The sequence below is a fragment of the Silicimonas algicola genome (genome assembly GCF_003970735.1).
GTDB lineage: Bacteria > Pseudomonadota > Alphaproteobacteria > Rhodobacterales > Rhodobacteraceae > Silicimonas > Silicimonas algicola.
Window position 1 is genome coordinate 874,915 of the sequence record NZ_CP034588.1, and the last position, 24,497, is coordinate 899,411.

At 68.2% G+C, this 24,497-nt stretch carries 22 protein-coding genes; 6 read left to right on the plus strand and 16 right to left on the minus strand.

Annotated features, from left to right (window positions below):
* Positions 1-4: 4 nt before the first annotated feature.
* The 6 genes from EF888_RS04470 to EF888_RS04495 are packed head-to-tail and all read right to left on the minus strand — an operon-like array spanning position 5 to position 7,143.
* Positions 5-586, minus strand: coding sequence for an amino acid synthesis family protein (locus tag EF888_RS04470; protein ID WP_109757636.1), 582 nt, complete (start codon positions 584-586; stop codon positions 5-7).
* Positions 579-1,388, minus strand: coding sequence for a UPF0280 family protein (locus EF888_RS04475; RefSeq protein WP_109757637.1), 810 nt, complete (start codon positions 1,386-1,388; stop codon positions 579-581). The genes EF888_RS04470 and EF888_RS04475 overlap by 8 nt, the downstream gene beginning before the upstream one ends.
* Positions 1,385-2,827, minus strand: coding sequence for a 6-hydroxynicotinate reductase (locus tag EF888_RS04480; protein WP_109757638.1), 1,443 nt, complete (start codon positions 2,825-2,827; stop codon positions 1,385-1,387). Before EF888_RS04480 ends, EF888_RS04475 begins: the two co-directional genes overlap by 4 nt.
* Positions 2,824-3,600 (minus strand): AAA family ATPase, encoded by a 777-nt coding sequence (locus tag EF888_RS04485; RefSeq protein WP_109757639.1) that lies wholly within the window; start codon positions 3,598-3,600, stop codon positions 2,824-2,826. The genes EF888_RS04480 and EF888_RS04485 overlap by 4 nt, the downstream gene beginning before the upstream one ends.
* The gene (locus EF888_RS04490) at positions 3,590-6,316 is read right to left on the minus strand and encodes a molybdopterin-dependent oxidoreductase (RefSeq protein WP_109757640.1); all 2,727 of its coding nucleotides are present in this window, start codon (positions 6,314-6,316) and stop codon (positions 3,590-3,592) included. Before EF888_RS04490 ends, EF888_RS04485 begins: the two co-directional genes overlap by 11 nt.
* Positions 6,313-7,143, minus strand: coding sequence for an FAD binding domain-containing protein (locus EF888_RS04495; protein ID WP_109757641.1), 831 nt, complete (start codon positions 7,141-7,143; stop codon positions 6,313-6,315). The genes EF888_RS04490 and EF888_RS04495 overlap by 4 nt, the downstream gene beginning before the upstream one ends.
* 71 nt (positions 7,144-7,214) lie before the next feature.
* On the opposite strand from EF888_RS04495, the gene EF888_RS04500 reads away from it, so the two are divergent.
* Both EF888_RS04500 and EF888_RS04505 read left to right on the plus strand, forming a co-directional pair.
* The gene (locus tag EF888_RS04500) at positions 7,215-7,640 is read left to right on the plus strand and encodes a MarR family winged helix-turn-helix transcriptional regulator (RefSeq protein ID WP_109757642.1); all 426 of its coding nucleotides are present in this window, start codon (positions 7,215-7,217) and stop codon (positions 7,638-7,640) included.
* 1 nt (position 7,641) lies between these two features.
* Positions 7,642-7,980, plus strand: a complete 339-nt coding sequence (locus EF888_RS04505; protein ID WP_109757643.1) for a hypothetical protein — start codon at positions 7,642-7,644, stop codon at positions 7,978-7,980.
* Positions 7,981-7,983: 3 nt separating this feature from the next.
* Here EF888_RS04505 and EF888_RS04510 read toward each other — a convergent pair whose 3' ends face one another.
* The 6 genes from EF888_RS04510 to EF888_RS04535 all read right to left on the minus strand — a co-directional run bounded on the left by EF888_RS04510 (position 7,984) and on the right by EF888_RS04535 (position 14,118).
* Complete coding sequence (locus EF888_RS04510) at positions 7,984-8,679, minus strand: ABC transporter ATP-binding protein (RefSeq protein WP_109757644.1); 696 nt, start codon at positions 8,677-8,679, stop codon at positions 7,984-7,986.
* Complete coding sequence (locus EF888_RS04515; RefSeq protein ID WP_420902658.1) at positions 8,672-9,370, minus strand: ABC transporter ATP-binding protein; 699 nt, start codon at positions 9,368-9,370, stop codon at positions 8,672-8,674. Before EF888_RS04515 ends, EF888_RS04510 begins: the two co-directional genes overlap by 8 nt.
* Positions 9,367-10,311 carry a branched-chain amino acid ABC transporter permease gene (locus EF888_RS04520; RefSeq protein ID WP_109757646.1) on the minus strand — a complete coding sequence of 315 codons (945 nt, stop codon included), beginning with the start codon at positions 10,309-10,311 and terminating at the stop codon, positions 9,367-9,369. The genes EF888_RS04515 and EF888_RS04520 overlap by 4 nt, the downstream gene beginning before the upstream one ends.
* Complete coding sequence (locus EF888_RS04525) at positions 10,308-11,234, minus strand: branched-chain amino acid ABC transporter permease (RefSeq protein WP_109757647.1); 927 nt, start codon at positions 11,232-11,234, stop codon at positions 10,308-10,310. The genes EF888_RS04520 and EF888_RS04525 overlap by 4 nt, the downstream gene beginning before the upstream one ends.
* 108 nt (positions 11,235-11,342) lie before the next feature.
* The gene (locus EF888_RS04530; RefSeq protein ID WP_241239797.1) at positions 11,343-12,620 is read right to left on the minus strand and encodes an ABC transporter substrate-binding protein; all 1,278 of its coding nucleotides are present in this window, start codon (positions 12,618-12,620) and stop codon (positions 11,343-11,345) included.
* A 127-nt stretch (positions 12,621-12,747) separates the two neighbouring features.
* Positions 12,748-14,118, minus strand: coding sequence for a hypothetical protein (locus tag EF888_RS04535; RefSeq protein WP_109757649.1), 1,371 nt, complete (start codon positions 14,116-14,118; stop codon positions 12,748-12,750).
* Between the two features lie 109 nt (positions 14,119-14,227).
* Between EF888_RS04535 and EF888_RS04540 the strand changes: the two genes are divergently transcribed.
* Genes EF888_RS04540 through EF888_RS04555 form a run of 4 tightly spaced genes read left to right on the plus strand, consistent with a single transcriptional unit; the run spans position 14,228 to position 18,904 of the window.
* Positions 14,228-16,270, plus strand: a complete 2,043-nt coding sequence (locus EF888_RS04540; protein WP_241239798.1) for a hydantoinase/oxoprolinase family protein — start codon at positions 14,228-14,230, stop codon at positions 16,268-16,270.
* Positions 16,267-17,913, plus strand: a complete 1,647-nt coding sequence (locus tag EF888_RS04545) for a hydantoinase B/oxoprolinase family protein (protein ID WP_109757651.1) — start codon at positions 16,267-16,269, stop codon at positions 17,911-17,913. Before EF888_RS04540 ends, EF888_RS04545 begins: the two co-directional genes overlap by 4 nt.
* Positions 17,914-17,960: 47 nt before the next feature.
* Positions 17,961-18,305, plus strand: coding sequence for a hypothetical protein (locus tag EF888_RS04550; RefSeq protein ID WP_109757652.1), 345 nt, complete (start codon positions 17,961-17,963; stop codon positions 18,303-18,305).
* Positions 18,302-18,904, plus strand: coding sequence for a DedA family protein (locus EF888_RS04555; RefSeq protein WP_109757653.1), 603 nt, complete (start codon positions 18,302-18,304; stop codon positions 18,902-18,904). The genes EF888_RS04550 and EF888_RS04555 overlap by 4 nt, the downstream gene beginning before the upstream one ends.
* Here the strand turns inward: EF888_RS04555 and EF888_RS04560 are convergent.
* The 4 genes from EF888_RS04560 to EF888_RS04575 form a co-directional block, all read right to left on the minus strand.
* On the minus strand, positions 18,901-20,811 hold the full coding sequence (locus EF888_RS04560; protein WP_109757654.1) for a beta-galactosidase: 1,911 nt from the start codon (positions 20,809-20,811) through the stop codon (positions 18,901-18,903). The two genes, EF888_RS04555 and EF888_RS04560, sit on opposite strands and share 4 nt — an antisense overlap.
* A 59-nt stretch (positions 20,812-20,870) precedes the next feature.
* Positions 20,871-21,239: a hypothetical protein gene (locus tag EF888_RS04565; RefSeq protein ID WP_109757655.1), complete on the minus strand. Its 369-nt coding sequence runs from the start codon at positions 21,237-21,239 to the stop codon at positions 20,871-20,873.
* 56 nt (positions 21,240-21,295) lie between these two features.
* Positions 21,296-22,147, minus strand: a complete 852-nt coding sequence (locus EF888_RS04570; protein WP_164721567.1) for a UTP--glucose-1-phosphate uridylyltransferase — start codon at positions 22,145-22,147, stop codon at positions 21,296-21,298.
* Between the two features lie 146 nt (positions 22,148-22,293).
* Positions 22,294-24,495 carry an amylo-alpha-1,6-glucosidase gene (locus EF888_RS04575; protein ID WP_164721568.1) on the minus strand — a complete coding sequence of 734 codons (2,202 nt, stop codon included), beginning with the start codon at positions 24,493-24,495 and terminating at the stop codon, positions 22,294-22,296.
* Positions 24,496-24,497 lie beyond the last annotated feature (2 nt).

A 24,497-nucleotide genomic window follows, 5' to 3' on the forward strand; every position in this document is an offset into this window, starting at 1 on the left:
CGCCTCAGCGCAGCCCGTCCTCGCCCTTGACGTCCCAGGCCTCGAGCCCGCCCATCCGCGAATGCACCCGGCCGCCGCAGGACATGGCGAGGGCGAAGACGATCTCGTCCGGCGCGGGTCCGTCGGACAGCCCGACCTCGATCCCGTCGAAGTGAGAGCGGACATAGGCGGCGTTGATGTGGCCAAGGGGGATGTCCAGACGCGTGCCGACGCCGCCCTTCTTCATGCAGGAGGGCACGATGGCCTTCGACTCGTTCAGAAGCCCGCGCATCGCGTAGCCGCCGGGGACGTGCCAAAGCGCGCCGTGTTCCAGTTCGCCCGCCGAGCCGACGATGGCGCCCTTGCCGTAGCCGTCGATGGCCTCCTTGCCGCCCAAGGCCGCGATCAGGCGCTCGCTCATCTCGTGGCCGAGCGGCTTCAGGTCGTCCATCGCATCCTGAAGATGCGGGTCGTGCCGTCCGGCGAAGGGGTTGCGCACGCAGGCAAGGATCGCGCCGAGGCGGCGCGGCGTCTCGGGCGGCGGCCCGCCGTCGTGGCGGATCTCCTCGATGACGAGGTGCATCTTGCGGACGGGGAAGTCAGGCATGGGCGAGGACCTCTTCTGTGGTGACGGTCTGGCCGTTCAGCGTGAGCGAGGCGGCGAGGATCAGGTTTCGCATGCGATACCGTCGCGCGGCGGCGAGGCCCGCGGCGAGGGCTGTGGCCGTGTCGCCAGGTGAAAGTGGCCCGACGCCCGTCGTGACGGGCCGGTCGCCGAGGTCGCTGTCGGGGGCGAGGTCGCGGGCCGGTGTACGCTTGATCGAGAGATGGCCGGGCAGGTCGACGGCATTGGCGATGAGGGTGGCGGCGGCGTCGGCCTCGGCGGCCGTTCGTGCGAGGACGGTCACCGCGTCGGCGATGCCGAGAGAGTGGCTGCGCCCGCGCCATCCCGAGGTGGCGAGGCCGCGGGCGGCGTCACCGTGGCGGATCGTGACGGGTCCGGCGGGAGAGGCCGCCGTGAAGCTGGCGCCCGGCGCGAGGTGAAGCGCGATGTCGCCGCCGTTGTTGACGTAGGCCTTGGTGAGCGTGCGCCGGGTCATGGCGGAGAGGATCTCGTCCGCAACTGACCCTGCGACGGCGGCCATGGGTGTGACGAACTCGGCGAAGGGGGCGACGGCGCGGGCCATGCGCTGCGCCGTCGTGCCCCCAAAGGGCTGGGCGTCGAGGGGACGCCTCAGGCGTGGAAGCTCGGCCACCAGTTCGTCGAGGATCGTGCCGAAGCGGCGCGCGGCGTCGGCCAGCGCGGCCTCGCGGCCGGGCCCCTCGGCATCGACGATCAGGTCGATGGGCCCGTGGTTCAGGTGCAGCCGCCGGCCGTCCGGCAGGAACGTGATCTGCGGGCCCGTCATCGTCCCGCCCCGCGGACTTCGCTGCCGTCGCCGTATTCGCCGCCTGTCCGAAGCACGTCGTCGAGCGACCGGATCGCGCCGTCGTGCCCGCCGAGCGATACATACTCCTCTCGCGTCGTCGTGAATTCGAGAGGTGCGACCAGCGCAGGCGTCGGCACATAGCCGAAGGCGCGGTCGGGCACCTGTGTGACGTCCACCATGACGGTGATGCCGCCGCCCGGCCAGACGTAGACCGGCGCGCCGCCCACGGTCACGCGGGTCCTTTCGTCGTGAACCGAGCGCGTGAGGTTGATCGGGTTCCGCGTGACGCCCGAACGGAGCGATCCGCCCGCCCCGCCCATGAAGAGGACCGTGCAAAGTGCTGGCTCGCAGTTCTGGGCGATGAGGTCCACGGAGGCGCGCAAGGGGTCCGGCATGTCCCGCAGGACCGGCGTCAATGCATCGTCCAACTCGTAGAAGGCCGAGTGTTCGCCTGTGGTCGAGACCATGAGCAATGTCAGCCCCGGCCGCGCCCCCTTGACGACGCGCCAGTCGCCGAGGATGGCGAGCGGATCGGTGATGTCCGTCCCGCCCCAGCCAAGGCCGGGCTGGGCGACCTTGAAGTAGCGCCCCGGCGTCGAGCGGTGGCCCTTGATGCGGATGCCGGTGTCGGGCCAGTCGATGACCTTGCCGGCCTGGTGTTCCGAAACGACGCCGGTGATGTGGTCGTCGACCACGACGACCTCGTCCACCAGACCCTTCCATTGCGAGGCGAACATCCCGATGGTGGCCGATCCGCAGCCGACGCGCATCCTGACCTCGGGCACGCCGTCCACAACCGGCGCGCGGCCCGCCTGAACCAGGACGCTCGAGCCGCCGTCGACGGACAACTCGACCGCTTCCTTGTTGCAAAGCGCCATCAGGGCGTCGCAGGTCTTGCGCCCTTCGGCCTTTGAGCCGCCGGTCAGGTGGTCGACGCCGCCCAAGGACAGCATCTGGCTGCCGTACTCGGCGGTCATCACATGGCCGACGACCTCGCCATCGTACCGCACGGGGGAAGCCTCGTCGCCGAGATGCCGGTCGGTGTCGATCTTCACCTTGACCCCGCAGTAGGAGAAGATCGCCTCGGTCACGACCGTGACGCAGTCGACGCCCTCGATTTCGCGCGAGACGATGAAGGGGGCGGGCTTGAAGTCGGGATAGGTGGTGCCCGCGCCGATGGCGGTCACGACGACCTCGTCGCCCGACACGGCCGCCCCGTCCCAGTCGGCAGCAAGGAAGGGCTTCACCGCGTCGCCCTGCGCGATTCGCCGGTCGAGGAGGATCAGCGGATCGACCCGCACGATGCGCCCGTCGTCGTTGGCATAGCGGTCGCAGGCGCCCGCGCGGCCCGGCGCAATGTAGCACATGACCGGGCAGGCGTCGCAGCGGATCTTCTCGGAGCGCGATGCGTCGGTCATGGCCGGTCGCCTGACAGGGCATCTGCGATGAAGCCTTCGGGATCGCTCACGAAGGCCCGGTACAGCTCGAAATGCGTGGTGTCCCGATACCCGATGGGCGACAGGCCGCGGTGCGTGATCTGAAGGACAGTCGCCCCCGGCACGGCCATGAGGATGGGCGAATGGGTGGCGACGATGACCTGGCTCAGGGCGCTTTCCTGCAGCCGCGCGAAAAGTCGGAGAAGTTCGATCTGCCGGGTCGGCGACAGCGCGCTTTCCGGTTCGTCCAGAAGGTAGATGCCCTGCCGGTCCATCCGGTCTTCGAAGAAGCGGATGAAGCCCTCGCCATGCGACCACGACAGGAAGTCGGGGGCGGCTCCGCCAGTCTCGACAGCCACCTTGTCGAGGTAGCGCGCGACCGAGAAGAAGGACTCCGCCCGGAAGAACCAGCCGTCGGTGACCTTGGGCAGCCACCCCGCCCGAAGCGCGTCGGCGAGTCCGGCGCCGCTTCTGTCCAGTGCGCCGTCGTGATCGACCGGGCGATATCCCTTGCCGCCGCCGGCTTCGTCGTACCCCGCGAGGGCGGCAATCGCTTCGATCAGGGTGGATTTCCCCGAGCCGTTCTCGCCGACGATGATGGTGACGGGCGTCGCGAATTCCAGGTCGAACCTGTCCGGATCGAGCCAGGGAAGGTTCATCGGATAGGTCGTGCGGTCCGTCATGTGCTCCGGGATCAGCGACAGCCGCTTGAGGAAGGGCGCGGGCAGCGCGGTGTCGCGGCGCTTACGTGCCATGCCGCGCCTTCCCGATCGCCGCCAGCACCCGGTGGGGCAGGGCGGGGACGTGGGTGATCCGCGCGCCGCTTGCGTGGCGGATGGCGTTCAGGATCGCGGGCGCGGTGGGGATCAGGACGTGCTCGCCCAGGCCTCGCGCGCCGAAGGGGCCTTCGGGGTCGGGCTTCTCGATCAGGATCGGCGTGATGCGGGGCATGTCGCCGATGGTCGGGATCAGGTAGTCGTGCAGGTTCTCGGTCCGGCCCGGGACGAACTCCTCCATCAACGCAAGACCCAGGCCCTGGGCGATGCCGCCCTCGACCTGGCCCCGCGCCAATGTCGGGTTGATGGCGCGGCCCAGGTCGTGGGCGGCGGCGATGTGGAGGACGCGCGTGGTGCCGAGCGCCATGTCCACCTCGACCTCGGCCAGTTGCGCGCCGAAGCCGTAGACGGCGTAGGGTGCGCCCTGGCCGTCGGCGTCGAGCGCAGTCGTGGGTGGGTCGTACGTCTCTTCGGCGGCAAGGACATAGCCGTGACTGTCGGAAGTCAGGGCGGCGAGATCGATGTCTTGGCGGGTGCCGCCGTCCTCGACTGACAGGCGTCCGGCGGAGAGCCGGATCGACGCGGTTTCGGGCAGGTTCGTTTGCCGCAGGATCAGAGCCCGAAGCGCCTCGCCCGCCGCCTGCGCCGCGCGGCCCGTCACGAAGGTCTGGCGCGAGGCCGAGGTCTTGCCGCAGTCGGGCGTGAGCGCAGTGTCTGGCCCCACGATCTCGATTGCGTCGAGCGGCACACCGAGGGCATCGGCGGCGATCTGGGCGATGACGGTATTCGAGCCTTGTCCGATGTCGGTGGCGCCCTGGTGCAGGCAGAGGCGGCCTGCGGACGTGATGCCGATGCGGACGGTGGAGGGATTGGGCAGCGAGGTGTTGCCGCAACCGTACCAGCAGGAGGCGACGCCCACGCCGCGCCGGGTGACGCCTCCGCCTCGGTTGTGGGCCTCGGCAGCCTCCAGCGCCACCTCCCAGTGGGGCGCAAGCGCGTCGAGGCAGTCAGCCAGACCGACCGACGGCAGGGTCTGACCGCAGGTGGTGCGGTCGCCGTCGACGAAGGCGTTCGCGCGCCGGAAGGCGAGGCGGTCCATCCCGAGCGCGAGCGCGAGGTCGTCGTAGAGCACCTCCTGCGCAATGGCCGCCTGCGGGACGCCAAAACCGCGGAAGGCGCCCGAGGTGGGTCCGTTCGTGTGGATCGCCCGCGCCGTGGCGCGGTAGTTTGGCGTGCGATAAGGGCCAGAGGCGTGGACCGGCACGCGGCTCGCCACGGTAGGCCCCCAGCTTGCATAGGCGCCAGTATTGAAGGCGCCGTCGAAGCGCATGGCGGTGATGCGGCCCTCGGCGTCGGCACCGATCCGGGCCGTCATCGTTCCCGGGTGCCGCTTGGTGGAGGCGAGCATGGATTCGCCCCGGCCCCAGACCATGCGACAGGGTTTGCCCGTCTTCAGCGCGGCGAGGCCGATCAGCGGCTGGACCGAGAGATCGAGTTTTGCGCCGAACCCGCCGCCCGTCGCGGTGGGGATGATCCGGACGCGGTCGGGCGGGAGGCCGAGCACCTTTGCAGTCTCGTCGCGGTCCATCACGGGGGCCTGGGTGCAGGCCGCGATGATGAGCGTGTCGCCCTCGAGCCAGGCGATGCCGGCTTCGGGCTCGATATAGGCGTGTTCGACATAGGACGTGCGGAAGGTGCCATCGGCCACATGCGCCGACGCGGCGAGTGCTGTCTCGGCGTCGCCGGTCGAGACGCGGCCCTCGATCAACAGGTTGCCGGGACGGCCTTCGTGAAGAAGCTGCGCCCCATCCTTGGCGCCCTCGGCCTCGGTCAGGCTGTAAGGATGCGCCTCCCAGGTGACCGGGAAGGTCGAGAGAACCAGCGCCTCGACGAGACTGGCCTCGCCCACGACGAGGGCCACGGCCTCGCCCAGGTGACGGACGATGCCATCGGCGAGCGCGGGCTGGTCGGCGAGGTGGGGAATGACGCCGAAGCGGTTCACGCCGGGAACGTCGGCGGCGGTCAGGACGGTGACGCCGGGATGCTCCACCGCCCAGGCGGCAGTGTCGCCGAGCGTGAAGGCCGCGTGGAAGTGCGGGCTGCGCACGGCACGCACGACGAGGGCGTCGCGAGGGCCGACGTCGGCGCCGAACATCTCGGTGCCGTCGACCTTGGGCCGTCCGTCCAGGCGTCGGACCGGCGCGCCGACTGACTGGCCGGGGGCGGGCATCGTCTCGGCCGGGCGGGGGCGCGACGCACTGAGGACGGCGGCCACGATGCTGGCGTATCCCGTGCAGCGACAGAGAACGCCGGACAGCGCGGTGCGGACCTCGTCCTCGGTCGGATCGGGCGACGCCGACAGAAGCTCGGCGGCAGCCATCATCATGCCGGGGGTGCAGATGCCGCACTGGGCCGCGCCCTCGGCGAGGAATGCGTCCCTCAGACGGTCCGCCGCGCCGCCGCTCCAGGTCTCGAGCGTCTCGATGCTGGCGCCGTCGGCCTGACCGGCCGGAACGAGGCAGGCGCAGGCCTGCCGCCCGTCGATCAGCACGGTGCAGGCACCGCAGTCGCCCGCGTCGCAGCCGACCTTGACGCTTTTCAGCCCGAGGTCGTCGCGCAGCACCTCGGACAGGCGCCTGTGCGGGTCGGTCTCGACCTCCTGACGTTCGCCGCGGATGGTGAAGGACAGCGTCATGCGGTCACCTGCGCCAGGGCGCGTCGCACGAGTTCCGCCGACGCGTGGGCCCGGTAGGGCGCGTCCGCGCGCACATCGTCGATGGGCGAGAGGGCCTGTGCCACGAGATCGTCGGTCACCAAGTGAGGATCCAGAGGCTGGCCGACAAGCGCCTTTTCCAACTGGGTCAGACGGACGGCGACGGGACCGCAGGCTCCGACTGCGACTGCGGCCTGCTGCACGATACCCTCGACCAGGGACACGCGCACCGCCACCATCGCGATCGAGATGACGAGGTGCCGCCGCGCGCCGAGCTTCAGGAAGTGGCCCGCGCCCTCCAGCGCCTCGGCGGGCACCCTGATTGCGACGACGATCTCGCCCGCCTCGCGTGCCGTCCGGCGTGGACCTGTCAGAAATTGGTCAAGCGGCAGGCTGCGTTCACCGTCCTTCGTCCGCAGGACGACCTGGGCGTCGAGCGTCAGAAGGGGCGGGACGCCATCCGCCGCGGGCGAAGCGTTGCAGAGGTTGCCCGCGATGGTGCCGCGGTTCTGGATCTGGGGGCCGCCGACCTCGCGCGCCGCGAGCTGGAGGCCGCGGCAGGCCGGAGGAAGCTCGGCGGTGGCGATGTCCGTCCAGGTGGTCGTGGCGCCGATGGTCAGCCCGCTGTCGTCGTGGAGGATGCCGCGCAGGGTCGGTATCCGGCTGATGTCGAGCGTGCGTCCGGGCAGGATCTTGCGCGCCGTCGCGGCAAAGAGATCGGTGCAGCCGGCGGCGATCCGCGTCTCGCCGTCCGCGAGGACCGCAAGAGCCTCGTCAAGCGTATCGGGCCTGAGGTAGGCTTCCGTCATGGCGCCCGAAGGATTGTTGGTATGCAAGCGACATGTTGCTAGAGGCACCGCAAGCTGTCAATGAAGTTGCCATGAGCGACGACAAGGCTTCGGACTACCGGCTCTCGGATCAGGTGGGGTTCAACCTCCGCCGCGCGAACCAGCGTCACATCGCCATCTTCGCCGCGCATGTGGACGGGCTGACGCCGACGCAGTTCGCGGCCCTGGCCCGGCTCTACGAGAAGGGCCCCTTGTCGCAGAACCTGCTGGGACGCCTGACGGCCATGGATTCCGCGACTATCAAGGGTGTGGTCGAGCGGCTGAGGGCCAAACACCTCGTCACCTCGGGGCCCGACCCCGATGACCTCCGCCTGCGACGCGTTGAGTTGACGGACGACGGCCGCGCGGCCTTCGAGGCCGCCCAGGCCCGCGCGCTGGTGGCGGGGCAAGAGACCCTTGCGCCTCTCGACGCCGACGAAGCCCGCGCCTTCGAGGCGCTTCTGGAGAAGCTTGTCTGACATGGTGCGTCTTGTCCTGATCCTCGCGGTGATCGCCGCCATTGCCTGGGCGACGAAGCCGGACGAAGAGAAGGCCGAGGCGACGCTGCGCGAACAACTCATCCTCGCCGTCGGCCGGGCCGACGTGGGCGACAGCGGGTCGGCCGGACGCGACCTGGCGCTGGCGGTCTGCAAGATGCGGCCCTCGGACTGCTACGAGCTTGTCCGGCCCGAGATCGACACGGTTTACACGGACTATGCCCTTTTCTCGCGGTTCGACATCGAGGGGCTGGGGAAAGAGGCGACCTGCTACGGCGCCTTCACCCGTTTCTTCTGTCCGGGCGGGCTGAAGGACATCTGAGCCTCAGACGCCCACGTACTTGTGGATCAGCGCGCGGTCGGATTTCAACTCCGACGGCGTCACCGTTTCCCGCGAATTCCCGTTCTCGATGAAGGTCACCCGGTCAGCGAGGGCGAGGACGGCGTCGATCCTCTGCTCGACCAGGACGATGGCGACCCCCTTGGCGCGCAGGGTCACGACGGTCTCGCGGATCAGGTCGATCATCGAGGGTTGCAGACCCTCGGTCGGTTCGTCGAGGAGAAGAAGCCGCGGCTCGACCGCCAGCGCCCGCGCCGTCGCCAGCATCTGCTGCTCGCCGCCCGACAGCGTGCCAGCACGCTGCGCCAGTCGCTCGCGGAGACGCGGGAACATGTCCAGGACCCGGTCGCGCGTCCCGGCGTCCTTGCCGCCCGCCATGAGACCGATCTCGATGTTCTCGGCCACCGTCAGCTCTGAGAACAGCCGTCGGCCCTGTGGGACATAGCCGACCCCCTGCCGTGCGATGCGGTGCGCGGGCAAGGCGCTGATCTCGGTCCCGTCGAGGAGGATGCGCCCGGCGGTCAGGGGCAGCAGACCCATGATCGCCTTCAGCGTCGTGGTCTTTCCGGCACCGTTCCGGCCCAGAAGGCACAGCACCTCGCCGGCGCGTGCCTCGAGGCTGAGACCGTGCAGGACGCGTACCGGACCGTAGCCCGCCTCGATGTCCTGGACCTCAAGCATGGGTCGTCCCGAGGTAGGCGTCCTGGACCGCAAGGTTTGCGCGGATCTGGTCGGGCGTGCCCGTCGCCAGAACCTCGCCCGTCTCGAGCACCGTGATGCGGTCGGCCAGCTCCATGACCACGTTCATGTTGTGCTCGATGAGGAGGATCGTCGTGGTGCCACGAAGGCTTCGAACCAGGTCGCCGAACCCCGCGATCTCGCTCTCCGCCAGCCCCTGCGTCGGCTCGTCGAGGATCAGGAGACGCGGTGCCTGCGCGACGCCCATCGCGATCTCGAGAAGCCGCTGGTGGCCGTAGGATAGATCGCCTGCAAGCTGGTCCGATCTTTCAGTGAGACCGACGCGGTCGAGAGCGGCCGCGACCCGGGCGGGGTCCCGGTCGTCGAGCGCCAAGGCGAGGTTGTCGAAGAGCGTCAGCCGCGCGTAGATCGCGGTGATCTGGAAGGTATAGGCCATGCCCATCTGCATCCGGCGATGCGCGGGCAGGCTTGTCACGTCCTTCCCGTCGAAGACGACGCGCCCCGAGGTCGGCGGGATGCGTCCCGCGATCATGCCGACGAGCGTCGACTTCCCCGCGCCGTTCGGCCCGATCAGCGCATGGACCTCGCCCGGATCGACCGAGAGGCTGACGTCCCTGACCGCCGTGAGGCTGCCGAAGACGCGGTTCAGCTTGTCGGTGGACAGGATCGTCACGGCAACCACCCGAGCCAGCGCTTCCTGATCTCTCCGACGATGCCCGCGCGCGCGAAGAGCGTCAGAAGGACGAGGACGACACCGGCGACCAGCATGTAGGCCGAGGTCAGATCCTGCGCCCAGTTGATGAGGTAGAACATGAACGCCGTGCCGACGAGAGGTCCGAGAATGGTGCCCGCCCCGCCCAGAAGCACCCAGAGCAGCGGGAAGATCGAATACTGGACCGAGGCGAACGTGGCGCCGACATAGCCGAAGAACAGCCCGTAGGCCGCGCCGGACGCGCCCGCGAAGGCGCCCGAGATCACCACTGCTCGGAACTTGTGGCTCTGAACGTCGTAGCCCAGCATCCGCGTCCGCTCCTCGTTCTCGCGGATCGCGACGAGGACGTGTCCGAAGCGCGACCGCGCCATCCAGAGCGTCAGAAGAAGGGCCGTGGCGAACAGGGCGAAGGCCGTCCAGAAGCGGACGTCGGGCGTCGAGAAGTCGAGGCCGGCGATCCTTCGCGCGCCTCGGGCAAGGACGAAGCCTTCTTCTCCTCGGGTCCAGGTCGTGAAGTAGAGGATCGTCAGGAAGGCGGCCTGCGAGAACATCAGCGTCACGATCATGAAGGCGACGCCCGCCGTTCTCAACGCGAGCGCCGCCACGGCCGCCGCCAGGGTCGCGGCGCAGGCAGTTCCCAGCACGAAGGCGGGCAGCGCGGGCAGGCCCAGGTGCTGCATGGGCAGGCCGAGGCCGTACATGCCGGCCCCGAAGAACATCGCATGGCCGAGGCTGAGAAGCCCGGTGTAGCCGAAGAGGACGTTGTAGCCGGTGGCATAGATGGCGAGGACGAGGATGCGCGTCAGGTTGCCCTGGTGATAGGTCGGCAGCAGCGGATAAAGCGCCGCGAGGCCCGCGATCACGCCGAGGTGCAGGACCAGCGCCCGCGTCTCGGGCCTCATGTGGCGGTCTTCCCGTAAAGCCCCTGCGGGCGGAAGACGAGGACGAGCGCTACGAGAAGCGTGGCGAGGATCTTCGCGAGCGTGGGCGAGAAGAAGACCGAGATCACGCCGTCCGACATCCCGATCAGAAGGGCGGCGACGATGGTGCCCCGGATCGAGCCGAGCCCGCCGATGATGACCACGATGAAGCTGAGAAGAAGCGGATCGCCCCCCATCAGGTAGTGCGCCTGCTGGATCGGCACGATCAGGACGGCGGCCAGGGCGGCTAGCGCCGCACCGAGACCGAAGACCAGGGCATAGACCGTCTCGACCGGAATGCCGAAGGCCAGCGCCGTCTCGCGGTCGAGTTGCGTCGCGCGCATGACGAGACCGAAGCGCGTGCGCGACAGGAAGGCCCAGAACGCGAGGAGTAGGACGACGGCGGCCACGATGACGAAGAGCTTGTAGCTCGTCGTCCCGAAGCCCCAGGGGTAATAGAGCTGAAGGCCGGCCTCGCCCCATTCGACCCAAGGGAGCGCGATGCGCGAGTTGAAGGGCGCCTCGACGGGCCGCGCCTCGGGGCCGTAGAGCATGAGCGCCGATTGCTGCATGATGTAGAGAAGCCCGATGGTCGCGACGATGGTCGCCTCGGGATCGTAGTTCACCCGCTTCAGTACAAGCCAGTCGGCCGCCATCGCGATGACGCCCGCGACGAGCGGGGCGATGACCAGCGCGGCGATGAAGCCTACCGCCGGATGCCCGCCGATGGCGGCCGCCACGAACCAGGCCATCACCGCGCCCAGCATGAAGAACTCGCCGTGGGCCACGTTGACGACACGCATCACCCCGAAGACCAGCGACAGGCCAAGCGCCGTCAGCGCTAGCACCGCCGCGCCGACCGCGCCTTCGAGGATCGCGAGGACAAGGTGCGGTCCGAACTCCATTCAGTCTCCGAAACGGCTGCGCCCGTGCGGATGCGCCTTCTTCTTGGCGGAAATACTCCGGGGGGTTCCGGCCCCGTGCCGGGACGGGGGCAGCGCCCCCTCCCGACGTCAGAAGCTCATCGTGGTATAATCGACCTCGTCCGGATAGAGCGTGTCCTCGATCGAGGTCGCGTGAACCTTCACGAGGCGGCCCTCCTTGGCCTGACTGACATACTGCCGTCCGAAGACCTGGTGCGTGCGCCCGTTGAACAGCTTCGGCCCCTGCGGATGCTCCATGCCCTCGGGCATGTCGGTCATCGCCTCGACGGCCTCGACCAGCGCCTGGCGGTCGTCGGGCCCGGCATAGCCCGAGGCCTCCATCGCGGCCTTGATGATATAGAGCGTCTCCCAGCAGCCCCACATGTGGGCGTAGGTCGAGACGTCCTTGGCATCGCTCGTGCTGGCGCCCGTGTCATCGACGCCGACAGCGGCGCGGAAGGCCTTGTCGTATTCGGACTGGTCGGCCTGCGCATAGCGGGGGTTGCCCTCCCAGAAATATGTTCCGTCGAGAAATTCGAGCCCGGGAGACGCCAGATCGACCGCTTCGAGGCTGTCGATGAAGCCGAAGATCGCAGGCGCCGAAGGGCCGAAGAATTCGCCTAGCTCCTTGACGAAGGTGAGAACGGCGGGACCGACCATGACGTGGTACAGGACCTCCGTCTCGCGCGGGATCTGCGGGAAATACTTGGTGAAGGTCGTCTCGGTCGGCGGGATCGGGATCAGGCCGACGACGTCGCCGCCCGCCGCCTTCACAGCCGCCGAGAAGAAGTCGCGGTGGTCGTGGCCGAAGGCATAGTCCGGGAAGACCATCGTGACCTTCTTGCCGAGCGTGTCCGTCACCCAGGGCGCCATCGACGAGACCTGGCTCTTGACGTCGGTGATGCCGGGCTGGAGCGTCCAGCGGTTCAGCGCGCCCGACGCGACGTGGTGGCCTTCGGAGACGACGAAATAGGGCAGCTTCAACTCTCCCGCCGCAGGGGCCGAGCCCATGACGACGTGGCTGAAGAGGGTGCCGAACGCGATGTCGCAGTTGTGCTGCGTGGCGAATTTCTCGATCACCTCGGCGCCGCGCTTGGGATCGGTGCCGTCGTCCTCGGCCACGATTTCGACCGGCCGGCCGTTGATTCCGCCCGCGTCGTTGATCGCCTTGACGGCGGCTTCGGTGGTGCGGCCGTACCAGCGGCCGTAGGCGGCGCCGATGCCGGTCTGGTGTTGCTGAAAGCCGATGCGGATGGGCTCGGACTGGGCCGAGGCGAAGCGCGCGGCAAGCGGAGACGCGGCGAGGAGGCCGCCCGCGGCGGCGCCCTTCAGAAGGCTGCGGCGGCTGGTGAGACGGTGCGAGGTCACGGTCGGAACTCCCTGTTTCGGCGCCCTTGTCGCGGCGCTTCCTGTGCGGGCCGATGATTTGCGGGGCGCCCCCCACATGTCCAGAGGTTTTCCTGCCGCAGCGTCAGGCTGCACGCATTTTCCCCGGTCACGCCCCCCGCGGCGCGGCAAGAAGCCAAAGGCCGAGGAAGGTGTAGGCGACCATGAAGCCCGACAGCGGCAGGGTCAGGCGCACGGCGCGGGCGTGGTCGTCCCCGACGATGTCGAGCGCGATGCGATGCGACAGGAGGACCGACCAGACGTGACCCGCGACGACGACCGCCGCCTGCGTCAGCCAGATGACGCGGACGAGGTCGAGACGATTGAACATGCCGGTCGACACGCGGAACGAGGCGAGGCCGAGGAGATCCGCGCCGCTGTGGAGCGGGTCGTTGAGCGCCACGATCCAGTACTGGAGGCCCACGAGGATCGCGGTGAGGTAGTGCGCGATGTGGTAGGCCAGCGCGATCGGCAGAAGGGCCAGCGCGAGGCGCGAGAAGGCGGGGACGAAGGCGCCTCCGCCCGCCAGAGCCAACCCCGCGCGCACAGTCAGCGCGAAGGCGGCCCAGAGCGCCAGGATCGCGGCGCCCAATCCCAGCATCGTCGGGAGGACGACCGCCGATCGACCGGGAAACTCGAGCGGGTTCACCCCGATCAGGCCCAGCCACCAGAAGGTCTCGTTGATCCCGTCGAAACTTCCCACGGCAAGGAGCGTCAGCGCGAAGAGCCCGAGACCGGGTAGGGGCGAGGCGGCGAGCGCCCTCCAGCCCGGTCCGCCAGCGCCTCCGTCCGGTCCCCACTGGATCGGCGCGAGCCTCGCGTAGGTCGACAGGACGACGCGCCCCAATTCCGCGTGTCGCGTCCAGCCGTCTCCGCAGAGAAGGCAGCCCGCCATCGTCACCAGCCAGTAGACCGCGACGACGACGGCGAGCCGCCTCGGATCGTCAGGGGCTAGGTCGGCGAGAAGGAAAGCGGCAAAGGCCACCAGCAGGATGAGCGCCGGCCAGACACCGAGACGAGGCGGCAAGGTCACTCTCGGACGGATCGGCGACAGGAGGTGCAGGAGACCGGTCCAGGGGTTGATCCACCTCCAGATATCCCCTGCGACCGCTGCGAGGGGCACCAGCGCCATCCATCCCATGGTCCAGAAGCTGAGGGGCAAGAGATTGTCGAGCGGACCGCGCGGACCTGCGACCCCCAGCGTGACAAGACTGGCGAGGAGGAGAAAGGACAGGACGCTCGTGATGACAGGGAGGATCTCAGGCGCCTTGGTGAAGCTGAAGATCATCGACGCGAAGATGGCGCGCACCGCAGCAGGTCGCGCGGCGAACAGGACGAGCACCGTCAGCGCGACTGCAGCCACGCCCGCCACGGTGTAGGCACGCGTCGGGAGGAGGAGGACGAAGCCACCTTCGGAGGTGTGGCTCCACGCGGCGACGGGAAGCGCAAAGAGGAAGAAGGCAAGGCGACCTGGCGTCATGGCGCGAGACTTGTCGAGGTCGCGGACGAAGGCAAGCGGTGGCGCTATTGACAGCCTTCGGGCCGCCGTCCTTCTATTCGTGTACAAGCAATCGGAGCGGACATCGCAAGTGGCGGGCGGAAGAGTTCTCGGCGTCGATGTCGGCGGCACCTTCACGGATCTCGTCGAGGTCGACGCGGGTAGCGGTGCGATCCGCATCGCGAAGACACCGACCACGCCCGAGAACCAGGCTTTCGGCGTTCTTGCCGCCGTCGATGCCGCCGAGGTTGAGCTGGGCCGGGTCGACCTGATCGTCCACGGGACGACGACCACCACCAACGCCGTCCTCGAGCGCAAGCTGGCGCGCACCGGGCTCATCACCACCAGGGGGTTCCGCGACGTCCTCGAGCTTGGCCGCCGCACGCGCCCGCAGGCCTACGGCATGAAGGGCGAGTTCCGCCCTGTCATCCCGCGCGACCTGCGGATCGAAGTGCCGGAGCGGATGGACGCCAAAGGGCGCGTCCTGACGCCGCTGAACGAGGCCGCGACGCGCGCAGCGATCCTCGAGCTTCTCGACAAGGGGTGCGAGGCGCTGGTCATCCACTTCCTGCACGCCTACGCCAACCCGGTCCACGAGTATCGCGCGGCCGAGATCGCGGGCGTTCTCTGGCCGAACCGCTTCATCACCATGGGACACAGCCTGCTGTCCGAGACGCGCGAGTTCGAGCGCGGCGTGACGGCGGCGGTGAATGCGAGCGTCCAGCCTCTGCTGGAGCGCTACGTCGCGCGCCTTCGGTCCGAGCTGGAGGGTCGGGGATACAGTGGCGAGCTTCTGGTGATGAACGGCAACGGCGGCATGGTCTCGTCCCGCCACGTCGCGCACGAGGCGGCGAAGACGGTCATGTCGGGGCCGGCCTCCGGAGTGATGGCCGCCGCCTATACCGGGCGGCGGGTGGGGGAGGGCAACCTCCTGACCTACGACATGGGCGGAACCTCGACCGATGTCGCTCTGATCCGCGACGGCGCGGCGCCGGTGTCGAACGAGATCGAGATCGAATACGCGATGCCGATCCATGTGCCGATGGTCGACGTCCGCACCGTGGGGGCGGGCGGAGGCTCGATCGCGCGTGTGAACGCGGCGGGGCTGCTGGAGGTCGGACCCGAAAGCGCCGGCGCCGAACCAGGACCGATCTGCTATGGCCGGGGTGGAACGCGGCCGACGATCTCGGACGCGAACCTGCTTCTGGGGCGTCTCGATCCCGCGAAGCTGGCCGTGCGCGGTGGGGTGACGCGCGACGCCGTAGCTGAGATCTTCGCGCGCGAGTTGGGGCGTCCGCTTGGTACGAATGCAGAGGGCGCGGCCGAGGCCGTCATCCGCCTCGCCAACGCGAAGATGGCGGGTGCGATCCGCATGGTGTCGCTGTCTCTCGGTGCTGACCCGCGCGACTTCGCCCTTTTCGCCTTTGGCGGTGCCGGGCCGCTTCACGCGGCGGCACTGGCGAGCGAACTTGGCGTGCCGCGCGTCCTGATCCCGGCGCGGCCAGGCCTGACCAACGCGCTGGGCTGCGTCGTGGCCGACCTGCGGCACGACTACGTTCGGACGCTGAACCGGCCGTTGGACACGCTGGACATGGGCGAACTGCACGAGGTCTTCGCCGAGCAGGCGGCGTCCGGCGAGGCCGCCCTGAACCGCGAGAGGATCGAAGTCACCGGGGTGACGCACAGCTTCAGCGTCGACATGCAGTTCATGGGCCAGTCGCACGTCGTCCGCGTGCCGCTCGATGCGCCCGATCCATCGCGCGAGACGCTTCGGACGCGGTTCGAGCGCGTCTACTGGGACAGGTTTCGCGTCGAGCTGGCCCAGATCCCGGCGCGCGTGGTCAACGCCAACTGCTCGGTCATCGGCGCGTCGGCGTCCGTCGACCTGGGCGGCCTGATCGACCCCGTGGGCCGCATGGCGCGCGCCGCTCCCGCGTCGGTCCGAGCGGTCATCTTCGACGGCGAGGCGCACGACACTCCCGTCTACTGGCGCGACCACTTGCCGGAGGATGTGAGACTCGACGGCCCCGGGATCATCGAGCAATTCGACTCGACCATCCTCATCCCGCCGGGCGACCGCGTGGAAGGCATCGCGGACGGTAACCTCGTCATCCACGTGGGAAGTGCCGCATGACCGTCGATCCGATCACGCTGTCGGTCATCCAGGCGGGGTTGCAGCAAGTCTGCGACGAAATGGATCTGACGTTCTCTCGCGCCGCCTTCTCGCCCGTCATCGCCGAAGCGAACGACCGCTCGGACGGCATCTATTCAGCCGAGGATGGATCCCTGATCGCGCAGGGGCAGGGCGGCTTGCCCGTTTTCGTCGGCACGATGCAGTATTCGACGCGGACGCTGATCGAGATGATCCGCGACGGGCGCGCGGCGGCGCCGAAGCCGGGCGACACCTACATCGTCAACGATCCCTACCTGGGCGGCACGCACCTGATGGACGTCAGGTTCGCGAGACCCTTCTACAGGGACGGCGCAATCTTCTGCTGGCTGTCGAACACCGGGCACTGGCCCGACACGGGCGGCGCGGTGCCCGGCGGCTTCTCGGCCTCCGCCACGTCGGTCGAGCAGGAGGGGCTGCGCCTGCCGCCGGTGCGGCTGTTCAAGGAGGGCGTCCTCGATTCCGAGATCTACGCCATCATCTGTTCGAATATTCGTATCGCCGACCAGCGGATCGGGGACGTGAAGGCGCAAGCGGCGGCGCTGACCGTGGGCGAGGAGCGGCTGACGGCGCTGCTCGACCGCTATGGCGACGACGTGGTGCGCGCGTCCATCGACGCGCTGCGTGGACGTGCGGCGGCGCAGATGCGGACGCTGATCGACGAGATCGCGGACGGCACATACGAAAGCACGGCCTGGATCGACAGCGACGGCGTGGTGAACGAGCCGCTGGCGATAAGACTAACGGTCGAGAAGACGCCGGGCGCCCTCAGCTTCGATTTCTCGCGTTCGAGTCCACCCTGCATGGGGCCGATGAACTCGGTCCTCGCCACGACGCATTCGTCGGTCTACCTCGCGATGCGGCACATCTTTCCAGAGGTTCCGATCAGCGCGGGCGCGTTCGAACCCCTCTCGATCGTGGGCTGCGAAGGGACGTTCCTCGACGCGCGCTATCCCCGGCCGGTGTCGGGTTGCGCGGCCGAGGTCAGCCAGCGCATCGCCGAGGCCGTCTTCGCGGCACTGGTGGAGGCCTTGCCGGACCGCGTGACGGCCGCTCCGGCAGGCACCAGCGGCAACTTCGCCTTGGGTGGCCACGATCCCGAAACCGGGCGCAACTATGTCATGTATCAGCTTTCAGGGGGCGGCTACGGCGGCAATGCCGACCATGACGGCCTGGCCAACGGGTGCTCGACCATCGGGATATCGAAAGCGCCCCCGGTCGAGATCATGGAGCAGAATTTCCCGGTTCTCTATCACCGCTACGCGCTGCGTGAGGGCTCGGGCGGGCGCGGTCGGCACAGGGGCGGCCTGGGACTGGACTACGAGGTCGAACTGCTGCGCGGAACCGCGCGGGCGAGCTTCGTCATGGATCACGGGCGCTTCGGCCCGCAGGGCGCGCTTGGCGGCGAGGACGGCGCGAAGAACGAAGTCGAGGTCTGGCGGAACGGTGCGAAGTACGCGCCCGAGCACCTGTCGAAGGAACAGGACATCCCGCTTCGCGCGGGCGACCGGGTGCGCGTGCGGACGCCGGGCGGCGGCGGATACGGCTCGGCCTCCGAGCGTGAGTCCGACCTGACGGACGAGGACCGGCGGCTGGGGCGCGCCTGACTGCCGCACCGGCTTGCGCCATCTTCCCATGCGCGAGACAGTGCGGCATGTCCCGCGTCGTCTCCACCCTGCGCCGCCACAAGGTTCTCGCCGCGATCTTCCTCGTCGCGCTGACGCTCGCGCTCGGTTTCGCGACCGTCATGGCGGTACACGCAATCCGCTTCCGCGACCATGTCGTGGAACGACAGCCGGTCGAATCCTGGATGACCATCCGCTATGTCGCACGCGCCTGGCAGGTCCCGCCCGACGAGATCGGCGCCGCTCTCGGCGTCGACCGCGACACGGGCAGGGGCCGCAGCCTGAACGAAATCGCGGAGATGCAGGGTCTGACGCCTGAAGAAGCTGTCGCCGCCGTCGAACGCGTCCTGGCCTTAACGCGTCCCAGACCGTGACAGAAACCCTATACGCTCTCGTCGCGGACTGGGGTCTCTGGATCGTCGCCGCCTCGGCCTTCCTGTCGTGCCTCGCCTTCCCGATCCCGACCTTCGCGGTGATGCTGGCGGGCGGCGCCTTCGCCGCCACGGGCGACCTGACGCTCTGGTCCGTCCTCGTGACGGCCTACCTGGCGGCCATCGCGGGCGACAACACCGGCTATCACATCGGCCGACTTGGAGGGGCGCCGCTTCTCGCACGGCTGCGGGCCGCCCCGGCGCGAGCGGTAATGGTCGATCGGGCCGAAGAGACGGTGCGGACCTGGGGGCCGCTCGGCGTTTTTTTCTCGACGTGGCTCGTGGCGCCTCTCGGGCCTTACGTCAACTTCATCTCCGGCGCGGCCGGCATGAGGTGGGGGACCTTCCTGGCCTGGGATGCGGCGGGGGAGGCGATCTGGGTCACCGGCTATGTTCTTCTGGGGTATATCTTCGCCGAGAAGCTCGATGTGCTGACGGGTCTCGTGGGGGACTGGGGCGGGCTCGTGTCCTCGGTGTCCATCGCGGTCATCGCGGGTTTCTTCCTTATCCGCGCGATGCTGAACGAAGGCGACGAGACCTAGAGCGGACGCCAGCTCACCCCGGCAGGCGGCAGCGCCACGCCCTCGAAGTCCTGCGGCTCGGGCGCATAGTTGAAGACGAAGCGGTGGGTGGCCGTGTCCCGGACGCGCAAGCCCTCGGGCAGATCGAGCGTGGCAAGCTTTTCGTCGGCGCAAGCGCGCGCCACGATGCGGTCGAGAGCGACGTCGTCGGGCCAGCCCGCAAGATAGGTCAGGCCGCCGGAACGGACCATGGCCGGTCGCCCCTCTCGGGTGCGTTCGACGACCTCGGCGCGTCCCTCGAGATGTTCGAACCAGCGACGGAACGCGCCGCCGTCCGCGAGCGGGACGTCGGCGAAGGGCGGAAGACTTTCGACGCGGGCGACGACGGTGTCGAGACCGGGCAGTGCGGGGGCGAGAGGAACGCGAAGGGACATCTCGGACGTCTTGGCGTTCGTCCTGGGGCCAAGGATGGCGGTTCCCCCGAAGCCCGCGAGAGCGGCGGACAGGGGCTCCGGCAGCGTCGCCAGGGCAGGCACCAAGACGACGCGATACCCGTCGAGCGTAGCTGTCTCCGGCGGCAGGATGTCGATGGAAAGGCCCTTGCGGCGAAGCGCGCGATAGATCGCGAAGACGAGGTCGAAATAGTCGAAGTCCTGCCCCTGCGGTTCCGCCTCCCATGCCCAGGCGGAGGCATAGTCGAAGACGATGGCGACCCTGGCTTGCGCCGTGCCGGCCTCGGGCATGTCGGTTAGTTCCGCGGCGACCTGCCGGACCTCGGCCAGCGCAGGGGCGTCGGCGGAATCGGGACGCAGGAGGCCCGCATGCATCTGTTCCTGCGCGAAAGGCGCCTGCCGCCAGCGGAAATAGCTCACCGTTTCGGCCCCGTGCGCGAAGGCCTCCCACGCCCAGAGCCGCGCCATGCCGGGCAGGGGGGCCGGGTTCCACGGGGCCCAGTTCACCGGGCCTGGCTGCTGTTCCATCACCCACAACCGCCCGCGCCCGACAGCGCGGTAGAGGTCGTGGTGAAATGCCTGGGCGTCGGGATCTCCCTGCCGCAGGTACCGGGCACACCTTGCCTCGTCGTCCCCCAGCCGGGTCAGGAGGAAACCGAGCGGGTAGCTGTCCCAGGCCGCCACGTCGAGATCGGCGCCGACCTGGAAATGGTCGAAGTCCAGGAAACGCCCCATGTAGTTGTGGATGACGGGCGCGTCGCTGTGGCGGCGGATGATCTCGACCTGCGCGCGGTTGAACCGGGCGACCTGTTCGGACGAGAACCGCCGGAAGGCCATCATGTGTGCCGGGTTCGCCTGAGCCACGAGGAGGTTCGGAAGGTCGATCTGTCCAAAGTCGCCGTAGTCCATCGACCAGAACACGTTGCCCCAGGCGCGGTTCAGCGCCTCGGCCGACTGGTAGCGGCGGGCGCACCAGTCCTGGAACGCGCGGCGGGCCGCGTCGGAGTAACTGATCACGGTATCGTGGCAGCCGAACTCGTTGTCCGTCTGCCATGCGGCAACGTGCGGGTGTCGCCCGTAGCGTTCGGCCAGGAAACTGACGATGCGCCTGCACTCGGCGAGGTAGCCGGCGTGGCTGAAGCAGACATGGCGCCGCGACCCATGCTTCCGCGCCCGTCCGTCAGCATCGACGATGACCGCGTCGGGGTGGCGGTCCAGTATCCAGCGGGGCGGCGCAGCGGTGGGCGTGCCGAGGATCACCTTCAGACCGGCAGAGCCGAGGGTGTCGATCGCGCGGTCGAGCCAGTCGAACTCCAGTCGACCGGCCTCGGGTTCGAGACGGGACCAGGCGAACTCCCCGATCCGCGCCCATGTCAGACCCGCTTCGACCATCCGGCGCGCATCGTCGAGCCAGAGAGCCTCGTCCCAGTGTTCAGGATAGTAGCACACCCCGAGGGCGCGCCTCGCCGCCGTCATTTTGTCCTCCCTGCACGTACCGGTCACCTAGGCAGGGGCAGATGGACAAGGCAAGACGTTCAGGCAGCGGAGGCGGTCGCGTCGTCCAGAACCCGACAGATGTCTTTCGGCATCGCGGGCTTTTCGATGCAGGTAGCGTCGGCGAAGCCGGGAACCGACTTACGCTGGCGGGGATCGCCGCTGATGAAGATGACCGCGCAGTCTATCTCGAGAAGCTCGTGGGCCAACGGCCACACGACCTCGCTTCCCACATTTATGTCAAGAAGAGCGATGGTGGCTGTGTCGGTCTCGAGCAGCCTGCGCGCCATGCCAAGCGTGAAGGCCGGACCCAGGACGGTCCGACCCGTGGATTCAACAGTCGCCGCAAGGTCGAGCGCGATCAGTGTCTCGTCGTCCACGACGAGGACGATGTCTGTCTCTCCGGTCATGGCATCGTCCTGTCGATGAGCCTCTGCGGTCCGGCCCGAGCGGCCGGACTCGTTCGTTATTCAGCCGCTATGGCTTCGCTCGACCGTGAGGTCTTGAGCTTCCGCATGAACTGGCCTGCGGCGAAAAGGCCTTCGTGGCAGCCGCAATCGAAGCGCGGGCTGCGAACCGCCAGACCGTAGATCCGGCCGCACGCTGCAATGGCGTCTGTCAGCTGGATCTCGTTTCCGGCGCCTGGCTGGGTGTTTTCCAACGCGACGAAGATCTCTTCCGACAGGACATAACGGCCAATCGCGGCGAAGAGCGAGGGCGCCTTGTCGGGATCGGGCTTCTCGACCAGACCACGGGCCGCACGCGGCATGCCGACAGTGTCGGAGCCCTCGAAATCGAAGACGCCGTAGCTGGAAATTTCGTCCTCCTTCACACGCAGGGAGGCGATCAGGCTGTTCATGCGCTCTGGATCGAACGCATCGACCATCTGCCCCAGGCATGATGTCCCGACGATCAGATCATCGGGAAGAATGACGCCGACCGGACCGGGAAGACATTCGTCCCGAGCGCAAAGGACGGCATGGCCGAGGCCGCGCGCTTCGTCCTGGTAGACGAGGCGGACGTCCACCTTTTCAGGGATGCGCGCGCTTTGAAGCCGACGGAGGAGCTGAACCTTGCCCTTCTCCTTCAACGTCGCCTCGAGACCTTCGCTGACGCTCAGATATTCCTCGATCGCGACCTTCGAGCGGTGAGACACCAGAACGATACGTTCGGCCCCAGCGGAAATGGCTTCGTCCAGGGCGAACTGCAGGACCGGCGTGTCGTAGACAGGCAGCAGTTCCTTCGGGACCGACTTCGTCGCGGGCAGCATCCGCGTCCCATTACCGGCAACGGGAAGAATTACGGTTCTGACTTTCATGGTGACACACCCCTGTTTTAGCAAAGTCGTCCTCCGGTGCGTCATCACCGGTCTGGATGTTCAACCGGAGGGCGCCTCTGGAGTTCCCTCTCGCAGGTGCAGAATTTTGCGCAGGGCGGAAAAAGGCCCAGGGTCGAAAGACGCCGTCAGCGCTTGAAGACGAAGCTCATGTCCTCTGGCGCCGAGACGACCTCGAGCGTCGCCGCGACGCCGGCCTTCCTGACGTTCAGATCGACCCTGCGCCCTGCGATGGGAAGGCGCCGTATGGTCATCAGCGTGACGCCTTGCGGCAGCATCGGCTGACGGAACGAGACCGTACGCTTCAGCGTGTCGATCTCGATCCCCAGAAGCGATTGAATCATCAGGAAAGGCGAGCCTGCCGCCCAGGCCTGGGGCGCGCAGGCCGAGACATAGGGGATGGCGTGTGGCACCTCGCTTTTGGCGAAGCCGCAGAAAAGCTCGGGAAGCCGCCGTTCGGGAAAGTGCGATGACGCCGAGAGCAGGGATCCGAAGAGCGTCGAGGCGAACTTGGTGTCGCCGTAGCGCGCGGCGCCCGCCGAGACGATGGAGGTGTCGTGGGGCCAGACGCTGCCGACGTGATAGCCCATCGGGTTGTAGAGTGCGGAGCCCGTCGAGACGGTCCGCAGCCCGAAGCCCGACAGAAGGTCCGGCCGCCTGAGCGTGGCCAGCGCCTCTTCCGCCCGTCGCGAGGTCGTCGCGCCGGCAAAGAGGACGTGGCCCGCGTTCGACGACACCACTCGCGTCGGTCGCTTGTCGCCGTCGAGAGCCATGGCCCAGATGCCGAGGTCGCGCAGCCAGAAGGCCTCGTCGATGAGCCGGACAAGCGCCTCGGCCCGCGCTTCCAGTTCCTGCGCCATCGCGCCGTTGCCGAAGAAACGGTGCAGCCGTGCCGCCGAGCGCAGGGCGTCGACGTGATAAGCCTGGACCTCGACCAGCGCGATGGGGCCGTCGGCAATGGACCCGTCCTCGTGGAAGATCGCGTTGACGCTGTCCTTCCAGCCTTGGTTCCTCAGGCCGGTGGGGCTTTCGGTGCCGTATTCGACGAAACCGTCCCGGTCCTCGTCGCCCCAGGTCGACGCCCATTCGAGCGCCGCATCGATCGAGGGCATCAGGTGCTCGACGAAAGCGGCATCGCCCGTGCGCGCGAAATAGCGGGCGGCCAGCATGACGAAGAGAAGGGTCTGGTCGACGCCTCCGTAGTAGAGGGCGTAGGGCGTCTTGCCGAGACGGGCCATCTCGCCGTTGCGGACCTCGTGCAGGATCTTACCCGGCCGCGCGTCGCTTTCGTGGGAGGCCTCGGTCGCCTGGCGCGCGGAGAGAAACCCGAGGACTCCCCTCGCAATGGACGGATCGCACCACAGCGTCTGCATGGCGGTGATGATGCCGTCGCGCCCGAAGTGCGTCGCGAACCACGGAAGGCCAGCGTAGGGGTAGGGGCCCTCCATCGTCTCCGTCAGAAGCATCGAGAGGTCGGCGGCGGACCGTGAAAGCCACGTGTTTATGCCCGCGTTGTCGGTCTCGACCAAGGCCAGTCGCTTGAAACGGGCTTCGGCGATGGATGTCTCGACGGATTCGCGCTCGGCGGAATAGGACCGCCGCACCCGACGCTTTCCCTTCGGCATCTCGCGGTCGAAGCTGACGTACCAGTCCATCTCGACCTGTCCGCGCGCGGCAAGGGCGACCGGGATGGTGACCCGCCCGTCCTCGAGCACGACATCGCGGTCGAAGGTCAGGCGCGTTTCCATCCGGTGCCCGTCGGGAGCCTCGTAGCCCAGGACCACGTCCCGGCCATCGAGGCGCGGCGGACGCACGATGCCTCGGTCCGACCGGGGCACGCCCCGGATCTCGAAGACATCGAGGAAGTCGGCGTGCAGTTCGAGAACGAGGGGAAGCTCGATGTCCTCCTCGTGGTAGCTTTTGAAGATGAGCCTGTCGTGCAGAACGTGCGAAAGACGCCGAACGTGCGACAACGTGAAGGACTGGGCGGCCACCGCGTCGGTCCCGTCGAGGAAGCGCGCGTTGGACACGAGCGTCTCGAAGGTGGTGTTCAGACGGTCGACAGAGGCCTTCATGAAGACCGGAGGCAATCCGGCCGGCAGCACGCGCAGCCGTGACAGCATCCGGGTATCGTCGAGATAGACGCCCTCGCGCTCGATACCGACACCTTGCGCGTCGGGGCCGAGAATCTCGCCCGTATCCGAAAAGACGATGAAAAGGTGATCGCTCTTCAGGGCGTTGAAGTTGGTGGTGTTCGGACCTGTTGTCTGAGGTGTGCCGGTGCGTGCCGCCTTGGCTACGGCGTCCATTTCTCGTGCTGGTTCGCTCATCG